Source organism: Cupriavidus sp. FW305-26, assembly GCF_058787975.1.
In genome coordinates this window covers 1-19381 of the sequence record NZ_JBYTAH010000058.1, presented here as the reverse complement: position 1 = coordinate 19381, position 19381 = coordinate 1, and the positions used below count along the sequence as shown (strand labels likewise).

The 19381-nt window shown below is 65.4% G+C and carries 16 protein-coding genes; 14 read left to right on the top strand and 2 right to left on the bottom strand.

The genetic code is table 11. From position 1 onward, the window contains the following. Window positions 1-22: 22 nt before the first annotated feature. The 3 genes from carB to AC3WQZ_RS26295 all read left to right on the top strand — a co-directional run bounded on the left by carB (window position 23) and on the right by AC3WQZ_RS26295 (window position 4555). Window positions 23-3271, top strand: coding sequence for a carbamoyl-phosphate synthase large subunit (carB, locus tag AC3WQZ_RS26305; RefSeq protein ID WP_492301519.1), 3249 nt, complete (start codon window positions 23-25; stop codon window positions 3269-3271). Between the two features lie 248 nt (window positions 3272-3519). Beyond that, the gene (gene greA / locus AC3WQZ_RS26300) at window positions 3520-3996 is read left to right on the top strand and encodes a transcription elongation factor GreA (protein WP_010814319.1); all 477 of its coding nucleotides are present in this window, start codon (window positions 3520-3522) and stop codon (window positions 3994-3996) included. A gap of 55 nt (window positions 3997-4051) precedes the next feature. Further along, the gene (locus AC3WQZ_RS26295; RefSeq protein WP_010814318.1) at window positions 4052-4555 is read left to right on the top strand and encodes a DUF4149 domain-containing protein; all 504 of its coding nucleotides are present in this window, start codon (window positions 4052-4054) and stop codon (window positions 4553-4555) included. An 87-nt stretch (window positions 4556-4642) separates the two neighbouring features. Here the strand turns inward: AC3WQZ_RS26295 and AC3WQZ_RS26290 are convergent, their stop codons facing one another. Next, a complete protein-coding gene (locus AC3WQZ_RS26290) occupies window positions 4643-5146 on the bottom strand; it encodes a YhbY family RNA-binding protein (RefSeq protein WP_010814317.1) in 504 nt (167 codons plus the stop codon). Window positions 5147-5443: 297 nt separating this feature from the next. On the opposite strand from AC3WQZ_RS26290, the gene AC3WQZ_RS26285 reads away from it, so the two are divergent. The 11 genes from AC3WQZ_RS26285 (at window position 5444) to phoR (ending at window position 17638) form a co-directional block, all read left to right on the top strand. Beyond that, the gene (locus AC3WQZ_RS26285; protein ID WP_010814316.1) at window positions 5444-6109 is read left to right on the top strand and encodes an RlmE family RNA methyltransferase; all 666 of its coding nucleotides are present in this window, start codon (window positions 5444-5446) and stop codon (window positions 6107-6109) included. Between the two features lie 153 nt (window positions 6110-6262). Next, the gene (gene ftsH / locus AC3WQZ_RS26280) at window positions 6263-8146 is read left to right on the top strand and encodes an ATP-dependent zinc metalloprotease FtsH (RefSeq protein ID WP_010814315.1); all 1884 of its coding nucleotides are present in this window, start codon (window positions 6263-6265) and stop codon (window positions 8144-8146) included. 133 nt (window positions 8147-8279) lie between these two features. After that, window positions 8280-9146, top strand: a complete 867-nt coding sequence (gene folP, locus AC3WQZ_RS26275) for a dihydropteroate synthase (RefSeq protein ID WP_492301518.1) — start codon at window positions 8280-8282, stop codon at window positions 9144-9146. A 58-nt stretch (window positions 9147-9204) separates the two neighbouring features. Further along, window positions 9205-10548: a phosphoglucosamine mutase gene (glmM, locus tag AC3WQZ_RS26270; protein ID WP_010814313.1), complete on the top strand. Its 1344-nt coding sequence runs from the start codon at window positions 9205-9207 to the stop codon at window positions 10546-10548. Window positions 10549-10779: 231 nt separating this feature from the next. Then, a complete protein-coding gene (pstS, locus tag AC3WQZ_RS26265; RefSeq protein WP_010814312.1) occupies window positions 10780-11811 on the top strand; it encodes a phosphate ABC transporter substrate-binding protein PstS in 1032 nt (343 codons plus the stop codon). Window positions 11812-11929: 118 nt separating this feature from the next. Further along, complete coding sequence (gene pstC, locus AC3WQZ_RS26260) at window positions 11930-12898, top strand: phosphate ABC transporter permease PstC (RefSeq protein ID WP_011615657.1); 969 nt, start codon at window positions 11930-11932, stop codon at window positions 12896-12898. Continuing rightward, window positions 12895-13794 (top strand): phosphate ABC transporter permease PstA, encoded by a 900-nt coding sequence (gene pstA / locus AC3WQZ_RS26255; protein ID WP_011615656.1) that lies wholly within the window; start codon window positions 12895-12897, stop codon window positions 13792-13794. Before pstC ends, pstA begins: the two co-directional genes overlap by 4 nt. Before the next feature lie 52 nt (window positions 13795-13846). After that, window positions 13847-14635 carry a phosphate ABC transporter ATP-binding protein PstB gene (gene pstB, locus AC3WQZ_RS26250; RefSeq protein WP_010814309.1) on the top strand — a complete coding sequence of 263 codons (789 nt, stop codon included), beginning with the start codon at window positions 13847-13849 and terminating at the stop codon, window positions 14633-14635. A 47-nt stretch (window positions 14636-14682) separates the two neighbouring features. Further along, window positions 14683-15387, top strand: coding sequence for a phosphate signaling complex protein PhoU (phoU, locus tag AC3WQZ_RS26245; protein WP_010814308.1), 705 nt, complete (start codon window positions 14683-14685; stop codon window positions 15385-15387). Window positions 15388-15414: 27 nt separating this feature from the next. Beyond that, entirely contained in the window at window positions 15415-16122 is a 708-nt protein-coding gene (gene phoB / locus AC3WQZ_RS26240; RefSeq protein ID WP_010814307.1) for a phosphate regulon transcriptional regulator PhoB, read from the top strand. A 133-nt stretch (window positions 16123-16255) separates the two neighbouring features. Continuing rightward, window positions 16256-17638 (top strand): phosphate regulon sensor histidine kinase PhoR, encoded by a 1383-nt coding sequence (gene phoR / locus AC3WQZ_RS26235; protein WP_010814306.1) that lies wholly within the window; start codon window positions 16256-16258, stop codon window positions 17636-17638. A gap of 96 nt (window positions 17639-17734) precedes the next feature. Here the strand turns inward: phoR and ppk1 are convergent. Beyond that, the coding region (gene ppk1, locus AC3WQZ_RS26230) for a polyphosphate kinase 1 (protein WP_492294318.1) at window positions 17735-19381 on the bottom strand (1647 nt) is incomplete at its 5' end.

Sequence of the window (19381 nt, the reverse complement as noted above, 5' to 3'; positions counted from 1 at the left end):
CGGCCCATAAAGAGAGCGTGCAATGCCAAAACGCACAGACATCAAGAGCATCCTGATTATCGGCGCGGGCCCCATCATCATCGGCCAGGCGTGCGAGTTCGACTACTCCGGCGCCCAGGCCTGCAAGGCGCTGCGCGAGGAAGGCTTCAAGGTCATCCTGGTCAATTCGAACCCGGCGACCATCATGACCGACCCCAACACGGCCGATGTGACCTACATCGAGCCGATCACCTGGGAAGTGGTCGAGCGCATCATCGAGAAGGAGCGCCCGGACGCGATCCTGCCGACCATGGGCGGCCAGACCGCGCTGAACTGCGCGCTGGACCTGCACCGTCACGGCGTGCTGGACAAGTACAAGGTCGAGCTGATCGGCGCCTCGCCGGAAGCCATCGACAAGGCCGAGGACCGCCAGAAGTTCAAGGACGCCATGACCAAGATCGGTCTGGGTTCGGCCAAGTCGGGCATCGCCCACTCGATGGACGAAGCCATGGCCGTGCAGTCGCGCATTGCCCAGGAAACCGGTACCGGCGGCTACCCGATCGTGATCCGCCCGTCGTTCACGCTGGGCGGCAGCGGCGGCGGCATCGCCTACAACCGCGAAGAATTCGAAGAGATCTGCAAGCGCGGCCTGGACCTGTCGCCGACGCGCGAGCTGCTGATCGAAGAATCGCTGCTGGGCTGGAAAGAGTATGAGATGGAAGTCGTCCGCGACAAGAAGGACAACTGCATCATCATCTGCTCGATCGAGAACCTGGACCCGATGGGCATCCACACCGGCGACTCGATCACCGTCGCTCCGGCGCAGACCCTGACCGACAAGGAATACCAGATCCTGCGCAACGCGTCGCTGGCCGTGCTGCGCGAGATCGGTGTCGACACCGGCGGCTCCAACGTGCAGTTCTCGACCAACCCGAAGGACGGTCGCATGATCGTCATCGAGATGAACCCGCGGGTGTCGCGTTCGTCGGCGCTGGCCTCCAAGGCCACCGGCTTCCCGATCGCCAAGGTCGCGGCCAAGCTGGCCGTGGGCTACACGCTGGACGAGCTGAAGAACGAGATCACCGGCGGCGCGACCCCGGCCTCGTTCGAGCCGTCGATCGACTACGTGGTCACCAAGGTGCCGCGTTTCGCGTTTGAGAAATTCCCGCAGGCCGACAGCCACCTGACCACCCAGATGAAGTCGGTGGGCGAGGTGATGGCGATGGGCCGCACCTTCCAGGAATCGTTCCAGAAGGCCCTGCGCGGCCTGGAAGTGGGCGTCGACGGCCTGGACGAAAAGTCGACGGACCGTGACGAGGTCGTCGAGGAAATCGGCGAAGCCGGCCCCGACCGCATCTGGTACGTGGGCGACGCCTTCCGCCTGGGCATGTCGCTGGAAGAGGTCTATGCCGAGACCGACATCGACCCGTGGTTCCTGGCCCAGATCGAAGACATCATCAAGACCGAAGGCCTGGTCAAGGCGCGCACGCTGGAAAGCCTGTCGACCGCCGAGCTGCGCTTCCTGAAGCAGAAGGGCTTCTCCGACCGCCGCCTGGCCAAGCTGCTGAAGACCGACGCCAAGGCCGTGCGCGAAGCGCGCATCGCCCAGAACGTGCGCCCGGTCTACAAGCGCGTGGACACCTGCGCGGCCGAGTTCGCCACCAACACCGCCTACATGTACTCGACCTACGAGGCCGAGCATGGCGAGTGCGAGGCGCAGCCGACCGACAAGAAGAAGATCATGGTGCTGGGCGGCGGCCCGAACCGGATCGGCCAGGGCATCGAGTTCGACTACTGCTGCGTGCACGCCGCGCTGGCGCTGCGCGAAGACGGGTACGAGACCATCATGGTCAACTGTAACCCGGAAACCGTGTCGACCGACTATGACACCTCGGACCGCCTGTACTTCGAGCCGCTGACGCTCGAAGACGTGCTGGAGATCGTCGCGCTCGAGAAGCCGGTCGGCGTGATCGTGCAGTACGGCGGCCAGACCCCGCTGAAGCTGGCGCTGGACCTGGAAGCCAACGGCGTGCCCATCATCGGCACCAGCCCCGACATGATCGACGCGGCCGAGGACCGCGAGCGCTTCCAGAAGCTGCTGCAGGAACTGGGCCTGCGCCAGCCGCCCAACCGCACCGCGCGTGCCGAGGACGAAGCGCTGCGCCTGGCCGAAGAAATCGGCTACCCGCTGGTGGTGCGCCCGTCGTACGTGCTGGGCGGCCGCGCCATGGAAATCGTGCATGAGCCGCGCGACCTCGAGCGCTACATGCGCGAGGCCGTCAAGGTCTCGAACGATTCCCCGGTGCTGCTGGACCGCTTCCTGAACGACGCCATCGAGTGCGACGTCGATGCCATCTCCGACGGCAAGCGCGTCTTCATCGGCGGCGTGATGGAGCACATCGAGCAGGCTGGCGTGCACTCGGGCGACTCCGCGTGCTCGCTGCCGCCGTACTCGCTGTCGGCCGAGACCGTGGCTGAACTGAAGCGCCAGACCGCCGCGATGGCCAAGGCGCTGAACGTGATCGGCCTGATGAACGTGCAGTTCGCGATCCAGCAGAACGACGGCGTCGATACCGTCTACGTGCTGGAAGTGAACCCGCGCGCCTCGCGCACCGTGCCGTACGTGTCCAAGGCCACCGGCTTGCAGTTGGCCAAGATCGCCGCGCGCTGCATGGCGGGCCAGTCGCTGGACGAGCAGGGTATCGGCGAAGAAGTCATCCCGCCGTACTACAGCGTCAAGGAAGCGGTGTTCCCGTTCAACAAGTTCCCGGGCGTCGATCCGGTCCTCGGACCTGAAATGCGCTCGACCGGCGAAGTGATGGGCGTGGGCAAGGCCTTCGGCGAGGCGCTGTTCAAGAGCCAGCTGGCCGCGGGTTCGCGCCTGCCGGAGAAGGGCACCGTGCTGATCACCGTGAAGGACAGCGACAAGCCGCGCGCCGTTGGCGTGGCACGCATGCTGCACGACATGGGCTACCCGATCGTTGCCACCCGCGGCACCGCGTCGGCCATCGAGGCCGCCGGCATCCCGGTCAAGACCGTCAACAAGGTCAAGGACGGCCGTCCGCATATCGTGGACATGATCAAGAACGGCGAACTGGCGCTGGTGTTCACCACCGTGGACGAAACCCGCACCGCGATTGCCGATTCGCGCTCGATCCGGACCTCGGCGCTGGCCCACCGCATTCCTTACTACACCACCATCGCCGGCGCCCGCGCCGCGGTGGAGGGCCTGAAGCACATGCAGAGCCTGGAGGTCTACGACCTGCAGAGCCTGCACGCCTCGCTGGCCTGAAGCCCCGCAGGTAAGGCAAGCGGCACATCGCCACTGGCCGGGCGCATTGCGCCCGGTCAAGGCCAGGAAGCCCGCCGGAGTTGCTGCCGGCGGGCTTCCTGGCCTAAACTACGTCAAATTCGCCGATCGATGCGGCGTGCCCGCATTCGGTCCTGTCTGAAAGCCGCGGTTGAGCGGAAGTGCCCTGGCAGCATTGGTCAGGGATGGCTCCAGCTCCGCTGCGGCTCATTTTTTTGTTGAACGAAGACATGAGCACCATTCCGATTACCAAGCGTGGCGCAGAGCTCCTGAAGGAAGAGCTGCAGCGCCTGAAGGCTGTCGAGCGTCCGGCGGTGATCAATGCGATCTCGGAAGCCCGCGCACAGGGCGACCTGTCTGAAAACGCCGAATACGACGCCGCCAAGGAAAAGCAAGCCTTTATCGAAGGCCGCATCCTGGAAGTGGAGGCCAAGCTGTCGGCCGCGCAGATCATCGACCCGACCCAGCTGGACACCGACGGCCGCATCGTCTTTGGCGCGACTGTGGACCTGGAAGACCTGGAGTCCGGCAGTCCCGTCAGCTACCAGATCGTGGGCGATGACGAAGCCGACATCGACGTCGGCAAGATCTCAGTCAGCTCGCCCATCGCGCGTGCGCTGATCGGCAAGTTCGAAGGCGACGTCGCAACCGTGCTGGCCCCTGGTGGCGAGCGCGAGTACGAAGTCATTACCGTACGCTATATCTGACGCCGGCCCGGCCGGCAGGCTTGCACCTGGCCCGGCCCACCGGAAAGACCGGCACGTGTTCTCCAATTCCTATAACAATCTGCCGCCGCTGCCGCACCGCATCTTCCTGCTGCTGACGGTGGTGTGGGCAGGCAGCCTCTGGACCGTCGGCTACATGGTGGCGCCGACCTTGTTCTCGGTGCTGCCCAGCCGCGAGATGGCGGGCATGATCGCCGGGCACCTGTTCCATACCGAGGCCATCGTCGGGGTCACCATCGGCGTGCTGCAGCTGGTGCTGTGCAACGTGATGATCCGGCGCGGTGCCCACCGCTATCGCGGCCTGCGCTGGCTGGTGCTGGGCATGTTGTGCTGCGTGCTGGCGGGCTACTTCGGCACCCAGCCGTTCATGGCCGGCCTGAAGGAAAAGGCGCTGGCGCTGGGCGTCGGCGTTTCGGAATCGCCTTACAAGGCGCAGTTCGGCATGCTGCACGGCGTGTCGAGCGCCTTCTACCTGCTGCAAAGCCTGCTGGCGCTGGTGCTGGTGTGGCGCGCTTCGGCGCCGCGTTCGGCCGGGGAATGAGGCCGGCCGCCGGCACCGCCACGGGCGTGGCGTGCCGGCATCGGGCGTCGCCTGGCAGCGACCCCGCCATGCTTCAGCTGATCGTGCTCAGCCCAGCGCCTTCTTCTTCTGGCTGGTCGGGCGTGCGCGCGAACGCTTCACATTGCCGCCGGCGGTGACGCGCTCGTTGCCAAGCACCGTGACTTCCTTGCGGGTCGGACGGCGGTTCGGCGCGGCGCTGGGCTTCTTGACCGTCACCGTGCGCGGGGCCGCGCCGCCACGGCGGGCGGGGGTGTGGCGGCCCAGGTCTTCGGCCTGGTTTTCCTTCAGGCGCGCTTCGCCCGGACGCCAGACCACCAGCAGCTTGCCGATATGCTGGATCGGCGCGGCGCTGAGCTGGTCGCAGATTTCTTCGTAGATGGCGATGCGCGCATCGCGATCGTCGCCGAACACGCGGATCTTGATCAGGTCGTGGGCGGCCAGGCTGCGGTCGATCTCGGCCAGTACGGCACGGGTCAGGCCTTCGGCGCCGACCATCACGACCGGGTTCAGGGCATGGGCACGGGAGCGCAGGTCAGAGCGCTGGGCAGGGACTAGTTGTAGAGCAGGCATAAGTTGGCGCTGATTATTAGGCGCTTGAAATAGTGATAGAGCGCGTGGGCGCTGGAAATCGGGCGCTGCAGCCCGCGCCGGTCGTGACACGGCGGGTCGGGCAGGGACAGGCTGCCGACGGCCGCCCGGGGGCGGCAAGCCGGCAGCTGATAAGGCGAGCCGGCGGTCGGGATGCGGATTGGCGCGTATTATCCGTCAATCCGGCACTGTCGGGCAGCAAAATCATCAAAACAGTAGGAAAACCTTCGCGGGCGGCATTGACCGGCGGGCGGGGCAGGGAACAGGCTGGTAACTGGCATGGCAAAAAACAAGTTCAATCATTCGTGGCTGCACGACCACATCAACGATCCGTACGTGAAAATGGCCCAGCGCGAGGGCTATCGCGCCCGCGCGGCCTACAAGCTCAAGGAGATCGACGAGCAGGACAAGCTGATCCGCCCGGGGCAGGTGATCGTCGATCTGGGCGCGGCGCCGGGCAGCTGGAGCCAGTACGCCCGCAACAAGCTGGCGGACTCGCCCCGGGCCAAGGACGGCAGGATCGATGGCGCCGTGGTCGCGATCGACCTGCTGCCGATGGAACCGGTCGCCGACGTCACTTTCATCCAGGGTGACTTTCGCGAGGAATCAGTCTTCCGCGAACTGGAAAGTGTGGTGCTGGACGCCTCCGGCGGTAACAAGATTGACCTTGTTTTGTCGGACATGGCCCCCAATTTGTCCGGTGTGGCCTTCGCCGATGCAGCACGGATCGAGTACCTGTGCGACCTGGCGCTGGAATTTGCGCAGGCCCACCTTAAGCCGGAGGGGGCATTGCTGGTAAAGTGCTTCCACGGGAGCGGCTACAGCCAGATCGTGGAGAAGTTCAAACGGCATTTCAAAGTGGTTGCGAAACGCAAGCCCAAGGCGTCTCGCGACAAGTCTTCCGAAACCTTTATCCTTGGGCGCTACCTCAAGGCAGTGGATTGACCGGTCTCGATACAAGCCAGGGCGAAAAAAGAAGCGTGGAAAGTGCCCCACCCGGTGCTATCGGCATCATAGTTTCTCTGTTTCCCCCCGAGGGCGGGCGCTGCATTACAATGCAGCTATCCGTTGGCAAGGCAATTGCAAAGGAGTTCGGCCTTGAATAACAACCTGTTTCAAAAGGCGGCAATCTGGCTCGTAATCGCGCTGGTGTTGTTTACCGTCTTCAAGCAGTTCGACAAGCCCCGTGCGCAGGACAGCGTCACCTATTCGCAGTTCATGGATGACGCCAAGAATGGCAAGGTGTCGCGTGTCGACGTGCAGGGCCGCAACCTGGTGGTCTCGCCTAAGGAAGGCGCCAAGTACACCATCATCTCGCCGGGCGACATCTGGATGGTCGGCGACCTGATGAAGTACGGCGTCCAGGTGACCGGCAAGGCGGACGACGAACCCAACGTGCTGGTGCAGGCCCTGTATTACCTCGGGCCGACCCTGCTGATCATCGTGTTCTGGTTCTACATGATGCGCCAGATGCAGGGGGGCGGCAAAGGCGGCGCTTTCTCATTCGGCAAGTCGCGTGCGCGCCTGATCGACGAGAACCAGAACGCCGTCACGTTCCAGGACGTCGCCGGCTGCGACGAGTCCAAGGAAGAAGTGGTCGAGCTGGTCGACTTCCTGAAGGACCCGCAGAAATTCCAGAAGCTGGGCGGGCGCATCCCGCGCGGCGTGCTGCTGGTAGGCCCTCCGGGTACCGGCAAGACGCTGCTGGCGCGCGCCATTGCCGGCGAGGCCAAGGTGCCGTTCTTCAGCATCTCGGGTTCCGACTTTGTGGAAATGTTCGTCGGCGTGGGCGCGGCCCGCGTGCGCGACATGTTCGAGAACGCCAAGAAGCAGGCACCCTGCATCGTGTTCATCGATGAAATCGACGCGGTCGGCCGCCATCGTGGCGCCGGCATGGGCGGCGGCAACGACGAGCGCGAGCAGACCCTGAACCAGATGCTGGTCGAGATGGACGGCTTCGAGGCCAACTCGGGCGTGATCGTGATCGCCGCGACCAACCGTGCCGACGTGCTGGACAAGGCGCTGCTGCGTCCGGGCCGTTTCGACCGCCAGGTCTACGTGGGCCTGCCGGACATCCGCGGCCGCGAGCAGATCCTGAAGGTCCATATGCGCAAGGTGCCGATCGGCAACGATGTCGACGCCTCGATCATCGCGCGCGGCACCCCGGGCTTCTCGGGCGCGGACCTGGCCAACCTGGTCAACGAAGCCGCACTGTTTGCCGCCCGCCGGAGCAAGCGCGTGGTCGACATGCAGGACTTCGAGGACGCCAAGGACAAGATCTACATGGGTCCGGAGCGCAAGTCGACGGTCATGCGCGAAGAAGAGCGCCGGGCCACGGCTTACCATGAGTCGGGCCATGCGGTAGTGGCCAAGCTGCTGCCCAAGGCTGACCCGGTGCACAAGGTCACCATCATGCCGCGTGGCTGGGCGCTGGGTGTGACCTGGCAGCTGCCGGAGCATGACAAGTATTCGAAGTACAAGGACAGCATGCTGGAAGAGGTTGCCATCCTCTTCGGCGGCCGTGCGGCGGAAGAGGTCTTCCTCAACGCCATGAGCACCGGTGCTTCCAACGACTTCGAGCGCGCCACCAAGCTCGCCCGCGACATGGTGACCCGCTTCGGCATGAGCGATTCGCTGGGTGCCATGGTCTACGTGGATACCGAGCAGGATGGCATGTTCGGCAAGCTGTCGTCGAAGACGGTGTCGGAAGCCACGCAGCAGAAGGTCGACGCCGAGATCCGCCGCATCATCGACGAGCAATACGCGCTGGCCAAGCGCCTGCTCGAAGAGAACCGCGACAAGGTCGAAGCCATGACCAACGCGCTGATGGAATGGGAAACCATCGATGCCGACCAGGTCAACGACATCATGGCCGGCAAGCCGCCGCGTCCGCCGCGCAGCGCGTCGGGCCCGAACGGCGGCGGCAGCACGCCTCCGGGCGGGTCGCCGGTGGCGCCGACCAACGCGCCCGCCACGGCCTGATCCTGGTTCGTCCACAGACGACGCCGTAGTGATGGCTGTGTAGTGTGCCTGTCCCTGAAGCCGGTGCCTGGTGCACCGGCTTTTCCTTTTGCGCGGCATCTGCCGCGCCCGGATTGAATCAAGCATTCCTACCTTGCAGCAGACTTCTCAGACCAGGTATTTCCAGTGCGGCCGTTTTCGCTTTGCCCTGGACCAGCGCCCGCTGGTGATGGGTATCCTCAACGTCACGCCCGATTCCTTCTCGGATGGCGGCCAGCATGCCAGCCGGGACGCGGCGCTGCGCCATGCCGGGCAGATGATCGCCGAGGGCGTGGACATCATCGACATCGGCGGGGAATCCAGCCGGCCCGGTTCGGCGGCGCTGCCGCTGGAAGACGAACTGGCGCGCGTGATCCCGGTGGTGGAAGCACTGCACGACTGCGGCAAGCCGCTCTCGGTCGATACCTACAAGCCCGAGGTCATGCGCGCCGCGCTTGCGGCCGGAGCCGATCTCATCAACGATATCTGGGGTTTCCGCATGCCGGGCGCGGTCGAGGCCGTGGCGGCGGGGCAGGCGGGCCTGTGCGTGATGCATATGCAGCGCGATCCGCAGACCATGCAGGAAGACCCGCACTACGATGACGTGGTCGCCGAGGTGGCCGGGTTCCTTGCCGAGCGCATTGCCGTGCTGCGCGCTGCCGGCATCGACGATGCGCGCATCTCCCTCGATCCGGGGTTTGGCTTCGGCAAGACACCCGATCATAATCTGCGCCTGCTCGGCCAACTGCCGCGGCTGGCGCTTGAGGGCCTGCCGGTGCTGGCTGGCATCTCGCGCAAGTCCACGCTGGGCGCGGTCCTTGGTGGCCGGCCGCCGCAGCAGCGTGTTGCCGCCAGCATTGCCGCCGCGGTGTGTGCGCTGGAGCGCGGAGCATTTATTGTGCGCGTGCATGATGTGGAGCAGACGGTGGACGCCGTGAAGACCTGGTGGGCGGTGCGCAACGAGTCCGTTGGCGCGGCCTGAACCAGCCGCGGCCACCGCAGGCAGAACAACGATCAGAGTAAAGAAAGGGAATCAGCGAATGACACGCAAGTATTTCGGGACAGATGGCGTGCGGGGCAGGGTCGGCGAGGCGCCGATCACGCCGGACTTCGTGATGCGCCTGGGCCATGCGGCCGGCAAGGTGCTGGCCCACGGCGCCAAGACCGGGCAAGGCAAGCCGACCGTGCTGATCGGCAAGGACACGCGCATTTCCGGCTATATGCTGGAAGCGGCGCTGGAAGCCGGCTTCACCTCGGCCGGCGTGCACGTGCTGCTGACCGGCCCGCTGCCGACGCCGGGCATCGCCTACCTGACGCGGGCGCTGCGGCTGTCCGCCGGCGTGGTGATCTCGGCCAGCCACAATCCCTACTACGACAACGGCATCAAGTTCTTTTCGGCCGACGGCGACAAGCTGCCCGATGCGGTCGAGGCAGAGATCGAGGCTGCCATCGAAGAGCCGATGGTGTGCGCGCCGTCCGATGACCTGGGCCGCGCGCGCCGCATCAACGATGCGCCCGGCCGCTATATCGAGTTCTGCAAGAGCACCTTCCCGCATGAGCAGGACCTGTACGGCCTGAAACTGGTGGTCGACTGCGCCCATGGCGCCGCCTACCACATCGCGCCGCACGTGTTCCATGAGCTGGGCGCCGACGTGGTTTCGATCGGCAACCAGCCGGACGGCCGCAATATCAACGACGGCTACGGCGCCACCGCGCCGGCCAAGCTGGTTGAGGCGGTCAAGGCCCATGGCGCTGACCTGGGCCTGGCCTTTGACGGCGACGCCGACCGCTTGCAGGTGGTGGATGCCGACGGCCGTCTCTACAACGGCGACGAACTGCTGTATCTGATCGTGCGCGACCGCCAGGCCGCTGGCCAGGCGGTGCCGGGTGCCGTGGGCACGCTGATGACCAATATGGCGGTGGAGCTCGCGCTCAAGCGCCAGGGCGTGGAATTCGTGCGCGCCAAGGTGGGTGACCGCTATGTGCTGGAAGAGTTGAACAAGCGCAGCTGGACTCTGGGCGGCGAGGGCTCCGGCCACCTGCTGTGCCTGGACCGCCACAGCACCGGCGACGGCATCGTGTCGGCGCTGCAGGTGCTGGCCGCGCTGCGCCGCAGCGGTAAGACTCTGGCGCAGTTGCTCGAGGGCGTAAGGCTGTTCCCGCAGACGCTCATCAACGTGCGCGTGCAGAAAGGCTTCGACTGGCAGTCGCATGCCGGCCTGCAGGCCGCGCGCGCGGCGGTCGAGCCTGAACTGGAGGGGCGCGGCCGGGTGCTGATCCGTGCCTCCGGCACCGAGCCGGTGGTGCGCGTGATGGTCGAGGCCGAGCAGGCTGAAATGGCCGAGCGCGCGGCCAGGCGGCTGGCCGATGCCTTGGGCGCCTGATACGCCGCCCCCCGATCAGGAACGCCGGGCCAGTCCCGGCGTTTTTTTATTCTATAGCGCAATTAACCGCCGTCATATTGCGTCACCATGATTGCCGGATGGCCGCGGCGATCCCTTGCTGGAGGCCGGTTCCAAGAAGATTTAAAGATGTCACGGAATTGTCATACAGGGAGCATAGAGTTCGTCTTGTCAAAAATTTGTCATTCCCAACCAATGTTCTCTGGAGGACATATGAAGCTGGTCAAGACTGCCGTGGCAGGCATCGTTTCGATGGTGGTGGCGGGTACTGCGTTCGCGGCGGAAATTACCGGTGCAGGCGCTTCTTTCCCGGCGCCCGTGTATTCCAAGTGGGCCGACGCATACCAAAAAGCAACGGGTAATAAGGTCAACTATCAATCCATCGGCTCCTCGGGCGGGATCAAGCAGATCGGCGCCAAGACGGTCGATTTCGGTGCCTCGGACGCGCCGCTGAAGGACGAGGACCTGAACAAGCAGGGCCTGGTCCAGTTCCCGACCGTGATCGGCGGCGTGGTGCCGGTGATCAACCTGCAGGGCGTAAAGCCGGGCGATCTGACCATCACGGGCGAAGTGCTGGCCAATATCTACCTGGGCAAGATCAAGAAGTGGGATGACCCCGCGATCAAGGCGCTGAACCCGCAAGCCAAGCTGCCGAGCCAGGACATCCTGCCGGTGCGCCGCGCCGACGGTTCGGGCACTACCTTCATCTTCACCAACTACCTGTCCAAGGTCAGCCCGGACTGGAAGAGCGCGGTGGGCGAGGGCACCACGGTCAACTGGCCGGGCGGCGGCACCGGCGGCAAGGGCAACGAGGGCGTCGCCGCCTTCGTGCAGCGCCTGAACGGCGCCATCGGCTACGTCGAGTACGCCTACGCCAAGCAGAACAAGATGACCCACGTGAACATGAAGAACGCGTCGGGTGCCGTGGTCAAGCCGGGCGACGATGCCTTCAAGGCTGCCGCCGCCGGTGCGGACTGGAGCAAGACCTACTACCAGATCCTGACCAACCAGCCGGGCAAGGAAGCCTGGCCGATCGCCGGCGCCACCTTCATCCTGGTCCACAAGAACCAGGAAAAGGCCGCGCAGGGTGCCGAAGTGCTGAAGTTCTTCGACTGGGCCTACAAGAGCGGCGCCAACATGGCCGCCGACCTTGACTACGTGCCGCTGCCGGAAAACGTTGTGAACCAGATCCGTTCGACCTGGAAGACCAGCGTCAAGGACGCCTCGGGCAAGGCGCTGTACTGATCCTGACGGCATCGCCGGCCCCGCGCGAGTGCGGGGCCGGTGGCCGGGCTGCCCGAAACTGGCCCGGACACCAGGCTCCCGCCCAGGCGGGAGCGGCGATCCACCCTGAATTCCCGACATGGCGACTACCCCCTCCGAGATCCGCAACGTCCAGCCCCCGAGCCGCATGGGCGACATCCTGTTCGGCGGCCTGACGCGGGGCGCCGCGATCGTGACCCTGCTGCTGCTGGGCGGCATCATCGTCTCGCTCGCGATCAGCGCCTGGCCGTCGATCCAGACCTTCGGTGCGCGCTTCCTGTGGACCGCGGAGTGGGATCCTCCCGCCGATGTCTATGGCGCGCTGGTGCCCATCTACGGCACCATCGTGACCTCGCTGATCGCGCTGATCATCGCGGTGCCGGTGAGCTTCGGCATCGCGCTGTTCCTGACCGAGCTGTCGCCGGCCTGGCTGCGCCGCCCGCTGGGCACGGCCATCGAACTGCTCGCCGCGGTGCCGTCGATCGTCTACGGCATGTGGGGCCTGCTCGTGTTCGCGCCGATCTTCGGCGAGTATTTCCAGAAGCCCCTGGCCGCCACGGTGGGCCAGCTGCCGGTGGTCGGCAAGCTGTTCCAGGGCGCGCCGCTGGGCATCGGCCTGCTGTGCGCGGGCGTGATCCTGGCGATCATGATCATCCCGTACATCGCTTCGGTGATGCGCGACGTGTTTGAAGTCACCCCGGTGCTGCTCAAGGAATCGGCCTACGGCGTGGGCTGCACCACCTGGGAAGTGATGTGGAACGTGGTGCTGCCCTACACCCGCGCCGGTGTCATCGGCGGCGTGATGCTGGGCCTGGGCCGCGCACTGGGCGAGACCATGGCCGTCACCTTCGTGATCGGCAACACCAACCTGCTGGACAGCGCCTCGCTGTTCTCGCCGGGCAACAGCATCACCTCGGCGCTCGCCAACGAATTCGCCGAAGCCGGCGCCGGCCTGCACACCGCGGCGCTGATGGAACTGGGCCTGATCCTGTTCTTCATTACCTTCGTGGTGCTGGCGCTGTCCAAGCTGCTGCTGCTGCGACTGGCAAAGAATGAGGGAACCAAATGAGCGCGAGTCAAGCTGTGTCAACCGCATCGATCCCGGCGGTCCGTGCCGACGCGGATGCCATTCGCACCCGGCTGCAGGCGCGCCGCCGCCGCACCAACCTGTATGCACTGACCGCCTCGCTGGTGGCGATGGGCTTCGGCCTGTTCTGGCTGGCGTGGATCCTGTGGACCACCGTCACGCTGGGCGTGGGCGGCCTGTCGCTGGACCTGTTCACGCAGATGACCCCGGCGCCGAATACCGCTGGCGGCGGCCTGGCCAACGCCATCTTCGGCAGCTTCGTGATGGTCGGCATGGCGACGCTGTTCGGCACGCCGCTGGGCATCCTGGCCGGCATCTACCTGGCCGAGTACGGCAAGAGCTCGCCGCTGGCCAGCTTTATCCGCTTTATCAACGACATCCTGCTGTCGGCGCCGTCGATTGTGATCGGCCTCTTTGTCTACGCGCTGGTGGTGACCCGCATGGGCCACTTCTCGGGCTGGGCCGGGATCTGCGCGCTGGCGCTGCTGCAGGTGCCGATCGTGGTGCGCACCACCGAGAACATGCTGAACCTGGTGCCCAACGCGCTGCGCGAGGCGGCCTTCGCACTCGGCACGCCCAAGTGGAAGATGGTGCTGTCGATCACGGTGAAGTCATCCTACGCCGGCATTGTGACCGGGGTGTTGCTGGCCGTCGCCCGTATCGCCGGCGAGACCGCGCCGCTGCTGTTCACCGCGCTGTCCAATCAGTTCTGGACCAGCGACCTGAACAAGCCGATGGCCAACCTGCCGGTGACGATCTTCCGCTTTGCCATGAGCCCGTTCACCGAATGGCAGCAACTGGCCTGGGCGGGTGTGTTCCTGATTACGATCGGCGTGCTGGCCCTGAATATCCTGGCGCGCATCCTGTTCAAGAAATAAGCGGCCGGACCACGCAAACCGTCCCGCCCAAAGACTGCAAGCGAGAAACGCAATGACCTCCACCGTCATCGACATTCCCGATTCGGTACGCGCCAAGATCGACGTGCGCAACCTGAACTTCTACTACGGCCAGTTCCATGCGCTGAAGGACATCAACATGTCGATCCCCGACCGCAAGGTCACGGCCTTCATCGGACCGTCGGGGTGCGGCAAGTCGACGCTGCTGCGCACCTTCAACAAGATGTATGCGCTGTATCCCGAGCAGCGCGCCGAGGGTGAGATCAACATGGACGGCGACAACCTGCTGACCGCGCGCCAGGACATCGCGCTGCTGCGCGCCAAGGTCGGCATGGTGTTCCAGAAGCCGACACCGTTCCCGATGTCGATCTACGACAACATCGCCTTCGGCGTGCGCCTGTTCGAGAAGCTGTCGCGCTCGGAGATGGACGACCGCGTGGAATGGGCGCTGACCAAGGCGGCGCTGTGGAACGAGGCCAAGGACAAGCTGCATCAGTCCGGCTACGGCCTGTCCGGCGGCCAGCAGCAGCGCCTGTGCATCGCGCGCGGCATTGCCATCCGCCCGGAAGTGTTGCTGCTGGACGAGCCGTGCTCGGCACTCGATCCGATTTCCACCGGCCGCATCGAGGAACTGATCGCGGAGCTGAAGGACGAGTACACGGTCGTGATCGTTACCCACAACATGCAGCAGGCGGCGCGCTGCTCCGACTACACCGCCTACATGTACCTGGGCGAACTGATCGAGTTCGGCGAGACCGAGAAGATCTTCATCAAGCCGCACCGCAAGGAAACGGAAGACTACATTACCGGCCGGTTCGGCTGATCGTTACCGCAGGGCGTAGCATATCCATAAGCGGCCAGGAGAATCCCATGCCAGACAAGCACCTGTCGACCCAGTTCGACGCCGACCTCAACGCGATCAACACCAAGCTGCTGCAGATGGGCGGCCTGGTCGAGTCGCAGATCGAGCTCGCCATGCGCGCGCTGTCCGACTTCGATGGCGAGACCGCCGACCAGGTCATCGCCCGGGAGATCCAGCTCAACGCGCTGGAAGTCGAGATCGATGCCGACTGCGGCAACATCATTGCCCGGCGCCAGCCGACCGCGCGCGACCTGCGCCTGGTGATGGCCATCTCCAAGACCATCACCAACCTGGAGCGCGCCGGCGACGAAGCCGAGAAGATCGCCAAGCGCACCAAGCACATCATGGAAGACGCGTCGGCGCACAGCATCAATTACGCCGAGGTCAAGCTCTCGGGCGAGATGGCGATCTCGCTGCTGCGCCAGGCGCTGGACGCCTTTGCGCGCCTGGACACCGTGGCGGCGGCGCGCATCGTCAAGGACGACAAGGCCATCGACGAGGAATTCCGCGGCTTCGTGCGCAAGCTGATCACGTACATGATGGAAGACCCGCGTACGATCTCGGTCGCGCTGGATTTCCTGTTCATCGCCAAGGCGGTGGAGCGCATTGGCGATCACGCCAAGAACATCGCGGAATTTATCATTTACATTGTCAAGGGGACGGACGTCCGCCATGTCTCGCGCGAGGACATGGAGCGCGAAGCGCTGAGCTGAACTCAGCCGCCCACGGAGAACAATTACATGCCAAGCAGTATTCTCGTTGTCGAAGACGAACCGGCGATCGCCGAACTGATCGCCGTGAACCTGCAGCACGCGGGGCACTATCCGATCCGGGCCTACAACGCCGAGCAGGCGCTGTCGCTGATGAGCGATGTGCTGCCCGACCTGGTGCTGCTCGACTGGATGCTCCCGGGCAAGTCGGGCGCGAACTTCGCCAAGGAGTTGCGGGCCAACGACCGCACCCGCCAGATCCCCATCATCATGCTGACCGCCCGCGGCGAGGAGCAGGACAAAGTGATGGGGCTTGAGGCCGGCGCCGACGACTACGTCACCAAGCCGTTCTCGCCCAAGGAACTGCTGGCGCGGATCAAGGCGGTGCTGCGCCGCCGTGCGCCGCAGCTGACCGACGATGTGGTGGCCATCAACGGCCTGCGCCTGGACCCGGCCACGCACCGTGTCACCGGCCAGGACGACAGCGGCGCGATCAAGCTGGAGCTGGGTCCGACCGAGTTCCGCCTGCTGCACTTCCTGATGACGCATCCGGAACGCGTGCACAGCCGCTCGCAACTGCTCGACCAGGTCTGGGGCGACCATGTCTTTGTCGAGGAGCGTACCGTCGACGTCCATATCAAGCGCCTGCGCGCCGCGCTCACCCCCGGCGGCTACAGCAATATGATCGAAACCGTGCGCGGCAGTGGCTACCGCCTGGCGCGCACGCCCGGCGCCTGACGCGCCGGACATGGGAGGGCGGCTTGACGTGCTGCCCTGCCAGAGCCCACGCTGCTGGCAGGGCGCGGCGAATTCGTGGCACACTCCGTCGCAACCCTGCAGCCTTCCGTGGCTGCCAGCCTGAACCCTGCGCATGAATGTCATCTGGGCCCGTTCCGTGGCCATCCTGATCAGCCTGCTGGTGCTGTCCGCCGGTGTTTACCTGGCCGTGGGCCCGGTGCCGGCGCTGGCGCTGGCATGCGTATCGCTGCTCGGGCTGCTGTTCTACTACCTGTACCAGATCAACCGCCTGTGGAAGGTGCTTGATGCGCCGGTCTACGGCGAGATCCCCAGTGCACTCGGGCTTTGGGGCGAGGTGTATTACCGGCTGCACCGGCTGGTCAAGCGCTGGCGCACCCAGGTGCTGCAGGTCGAGCAGCAGCACACGCGCTTTATCCAGGCCATCCAGGCTTCGCCCAACGGCGTGCTGATGCTGGACGACGCCGACCAGATCGAGTGGTGCAACGACGTGGCCGAGCAGCATTTCGGCCTGAACGCGCGGCGCGACGTGCGCCAGCGCATCACCCACCTGATCCGCCGCCCCGAGTTCGTCCACTACCTGACCCGGCAGCGCTTCGATGACCCACTGGTGATGCGCGACATGGGCGAGCACAAGCACAGCGTGATCGCGGTGCAGATCCTGCCCTATGGCGACAACCGCAAGCTGGTGATCACGCAGGACATCACCAAGCTCGAAAACACCGAGGCGATGCGGCGCGACTTCGTTGCCAACGTGTCGCACGAACTGAAGACGCCGCTGACGGTGCTGACCGGCTTCCTGGAAACCGTGCGCGACCTGCCGGTGTCGGAAGACGACCGGCGCCGCTACATCGACATGATGCTGGCGCAGTCGGTGCGCATGCAGAGCATCGTCGAAGACCTGCTGGCGCTGGCCAAGCTGGAAAGCGATGCGCAGCCGCCCGGCAATGACATCGTGCCGATCCGTGCCATGGTGGCGCACCTGACCCACGACGCCGAGGCGCTGTCGCAGGGACGGCACCAGGTCTCGGCCGAGATCGACCCGACCGTCGGCATGCGTGGCGCCGAGACCGAACTGCTGTCGGCGCTGGGCAACCTGGTGTCGAACGCCGTGCGCTACACGCCGGACGGGGGGCGCATCACCATCAGGCTGGCCTGGGAAGAGGGTCATGCCGTGTTCTCGGTGGCCGATACCGGCCTGGGCATCGCTCCCGAGCATATTCCCCGGCTGACCGAGCGCTTCTACCGCGTGGACCGCAGCCGCTCGCGCGACACCGGCGGCACCGGGCTGGGGCTGGCCATCGTCAAGCACGTGCTGTCACGCCACCATGCGGACCTGCGCGTGACCAGCGAAGAGGGCCGGGGCAGCGTGTTCCGCGTGATCTTCCCGCTTGAACGCAGCCTGCGTTCGGCCGGGGAGGGCGCGGACATGCCAGCGCCAGGCAGCGGCCCGACCGCGCCGCCGCAGTCGCCGGACACCTCGCGGCGCGCCGCCTGACCCGTAAAGGAAAACCCCGCCGCGGCGGGGTTTTGCATGTTATGCCTCAGGGAAGCCTCCTCGGCTCCTGGCGCAAGGTGGGCAACAGAAGCCCGCTCAGGGCATCCCCCCAAACATCACCAGCATATCGTTCTGACTCACATGTGGACGCTTCGAGCGCGTCTGCTTGCGTGCATAGTTGCCGTCCGGCTGCATGATCCACGCCGAGGCGTTGTCGCGCAGGTGCACCTGCAGGCTTTCCTTGATGACGCGTGCCTTCAGCGCCTTGTCCAGCACCGGGAAGGCAACTTCCACGCGGCGGAACAGGTTGCGGTCCATCCAGTCGGCGCTGGACAGGTACAGCACCTCTTCGCCGCCGGCGTAGAAGTAGTAGACGCGGTGGTGTTCCAGGAAGCGGCCGATGATCGAGCGCACCGAGATGTTCTCGGACATGCCCGGCACGCCCGGCATCAGCGCACACACGCCGCGCACGATCAGGTCGATCTTCACCCCCGCGCGCGAGGCCTTGTACAGCTCGTCGATGATCGATGGCTCCAGCAGCGCGTTCATCTTGGCGATGATGCGCGCGGGCTTGCCGGCGCGCGCGTTGCGGGCCTCGGCGCGGATATGGTCGACCAGGTTGCTCTGCATGGTGAAGGGCGACTGCCACAGGTGGTTCAGCCGGATGGTGCCGGCGGTGCCGGTCAGCAGCTGGAACACGTGATGCACGTCTTCGCAGATCTCCTCGTTGGCCGTCAGCAGGCCGAAGTCGGTGTAGAGGCGGGCGGTGCGCGGATGGTAGTTGCCGGTGCCGAGGTGGGCGTAGCGCCGCAGCTTGACCTGCTTGGCCTTGGGGCCGGTGGGCTCGCGCCGCACGATCAGCAGCATCTTGGCGTGGCACTTGTGGCCGACCACGCCGTAGATCACGTGTGCGCCCGCGGATTCCAGGCGCTCGGCCCAGTTGATGTTGGTTTCCTCGTCAAAGCGCGCCAGCAGCTCCACCACCACGGTCACTTCCTTGCCGTTGCGCGCGGCAGTCATCAGTGCTTCCATCACCAGCGACTCATTGCCGGTGCGATAGACGGTCTGCTTGATCGCGACCACGTTGGGGTCGGCCGCGGCCAGCTGCAGCAGGTCGAGCACGGAACTGAAGCTCTCGTACGGGTGGTGCAGCAACACGTCCTGCTGGCGCATCACGTCGAACATTGACGCGCCGGCGGAGAAGGCCTTGACCGGCGCGGGCACATATGGCGCAAACTTCAGCGCGGGCCGGTCCACCATGTCGGGGATCTGCATCAGCCGCACCAGGTTCACCGGGCCGGAAACACGATACAGGTCCTGCTCGGCGAGGCCCGATTCCAGCAGCAGCCGGCGTGCCAGCGGTGCCGGCGTGTCCGACGAGACTTCCAGGCGCACCGTGTCGCCGAAATGGCGCGTGGGCAGCTCGCCCTGCAGCGCCTCGCGCAGGTCGGTGATCTCGTCTTCCGAGACGAACAGGTCGGAGTTGCGCGTGACGCGGAACTGGTAGCAGCCGTGCACGGCAATCGCCGGGAACAGCTCATGCACGAAGCCCTGCATGAAGGACGACAGCATCACAAAGCCATACGGGTAGCCCGACAGCTTCTCCGGCATCTTTACCACGCGCGGCAGCGCGCGCGGCGCCTGCACGATGGCCAGGTCGGCCTCGCGGCCGAAGGCGTCCTTGCCGGACAATTCCACCACGAAGTTCAGGCTCTTGTTGAGCACGCGGGGAAAGGGGTGGGC

What these genes read in the sequence shown, in the direction of transcription:
- carB (WP_492301519.1), top strand. Translation starts at nt 23, where the DNA reads ATGCCAAAACGCACAGACATCAAGAGCATCCTGATTATCGGCGCGGGC.
- greA (WP_010814319.1), top strand. Translation starts at nt 3,520, where the DNA reads ATGAGCACCATTCCGATTACCAAGCGTGGCGCAGAGCTCCTGAAGGAA.
- AC3WQZ_RS26290 (WP_010814317.1), bottom strand. Translation starts at nt 5,146, where the DNA reads ATGCCTGCTCTACAACTAGTCCCTGCCCAGCGCTCTGACCTGCGCTCC.
- AC3WQZ_RS26285 (WP_010814316.1), top strand. Translation starts at nt 5,444, where the DNA reads ATGGCAAAAAACAAGTTCAATCATTCGTGGCTGCACGACCACATCAAC.
- glmM (WP_010814313.1), top strand. Translation starts at nt 9,205, where the DNA reads ATGACACGCAAGTATTTCGGGACAGATGGCGTGCGGGGCAGGGTCGGC.
- pstS (WP_010814312.1), top strand. Translation starts at nt 10,780, where the DNA reads ATGAAGCTGGTCAAGACTGCCGTGGCAGGCATCGTTTCGATGGTGGTG.
- pstC (WP_011615657.1), top strand. Translation starts at nt 11,930, where the DNA reads ATGGCGACTACCCCCTCCGAGATCCGCAACGTCCAGCCCCCGAGCCGC.
- pstA (WP_011615656.1), top strand. Translation starts at nt 12,895, where the DNA reads ATGAGCGCGAGTCAAGCTGTGTCAACCGCATCGATCCCGGCGGTCCGT.
- pstB (WP_010814309.1), top strand. Translation starts at nt 13,847, where the DNA reads ATGACCTCCACCGTCATCGACATTCCCGATTCGGTACGCGCCAAGATC.
- phoU (WP_010814308.1), top strand. Translation starts at nt 14,683, where the DNA reads ATGCCAGACAAGCACCTGTCGACCCAGTTCGACGCCGACCTCAACGCG.
- phoB (WP_010814307.1), top strand. Translation starts at nt 15,415, where the DNA reads ATGCCAAGCAGTATTCTCGTTGTCGAAGACGAACCGGCGATCGCCGAA.
- phoR (WP_010814306.1), top strand. Translation starts at nt 16,256, where the DNA reads ATGAATGTCATCTGGGCCCGTTCCGTGGCCATCCTGATCAGCCTGCTG.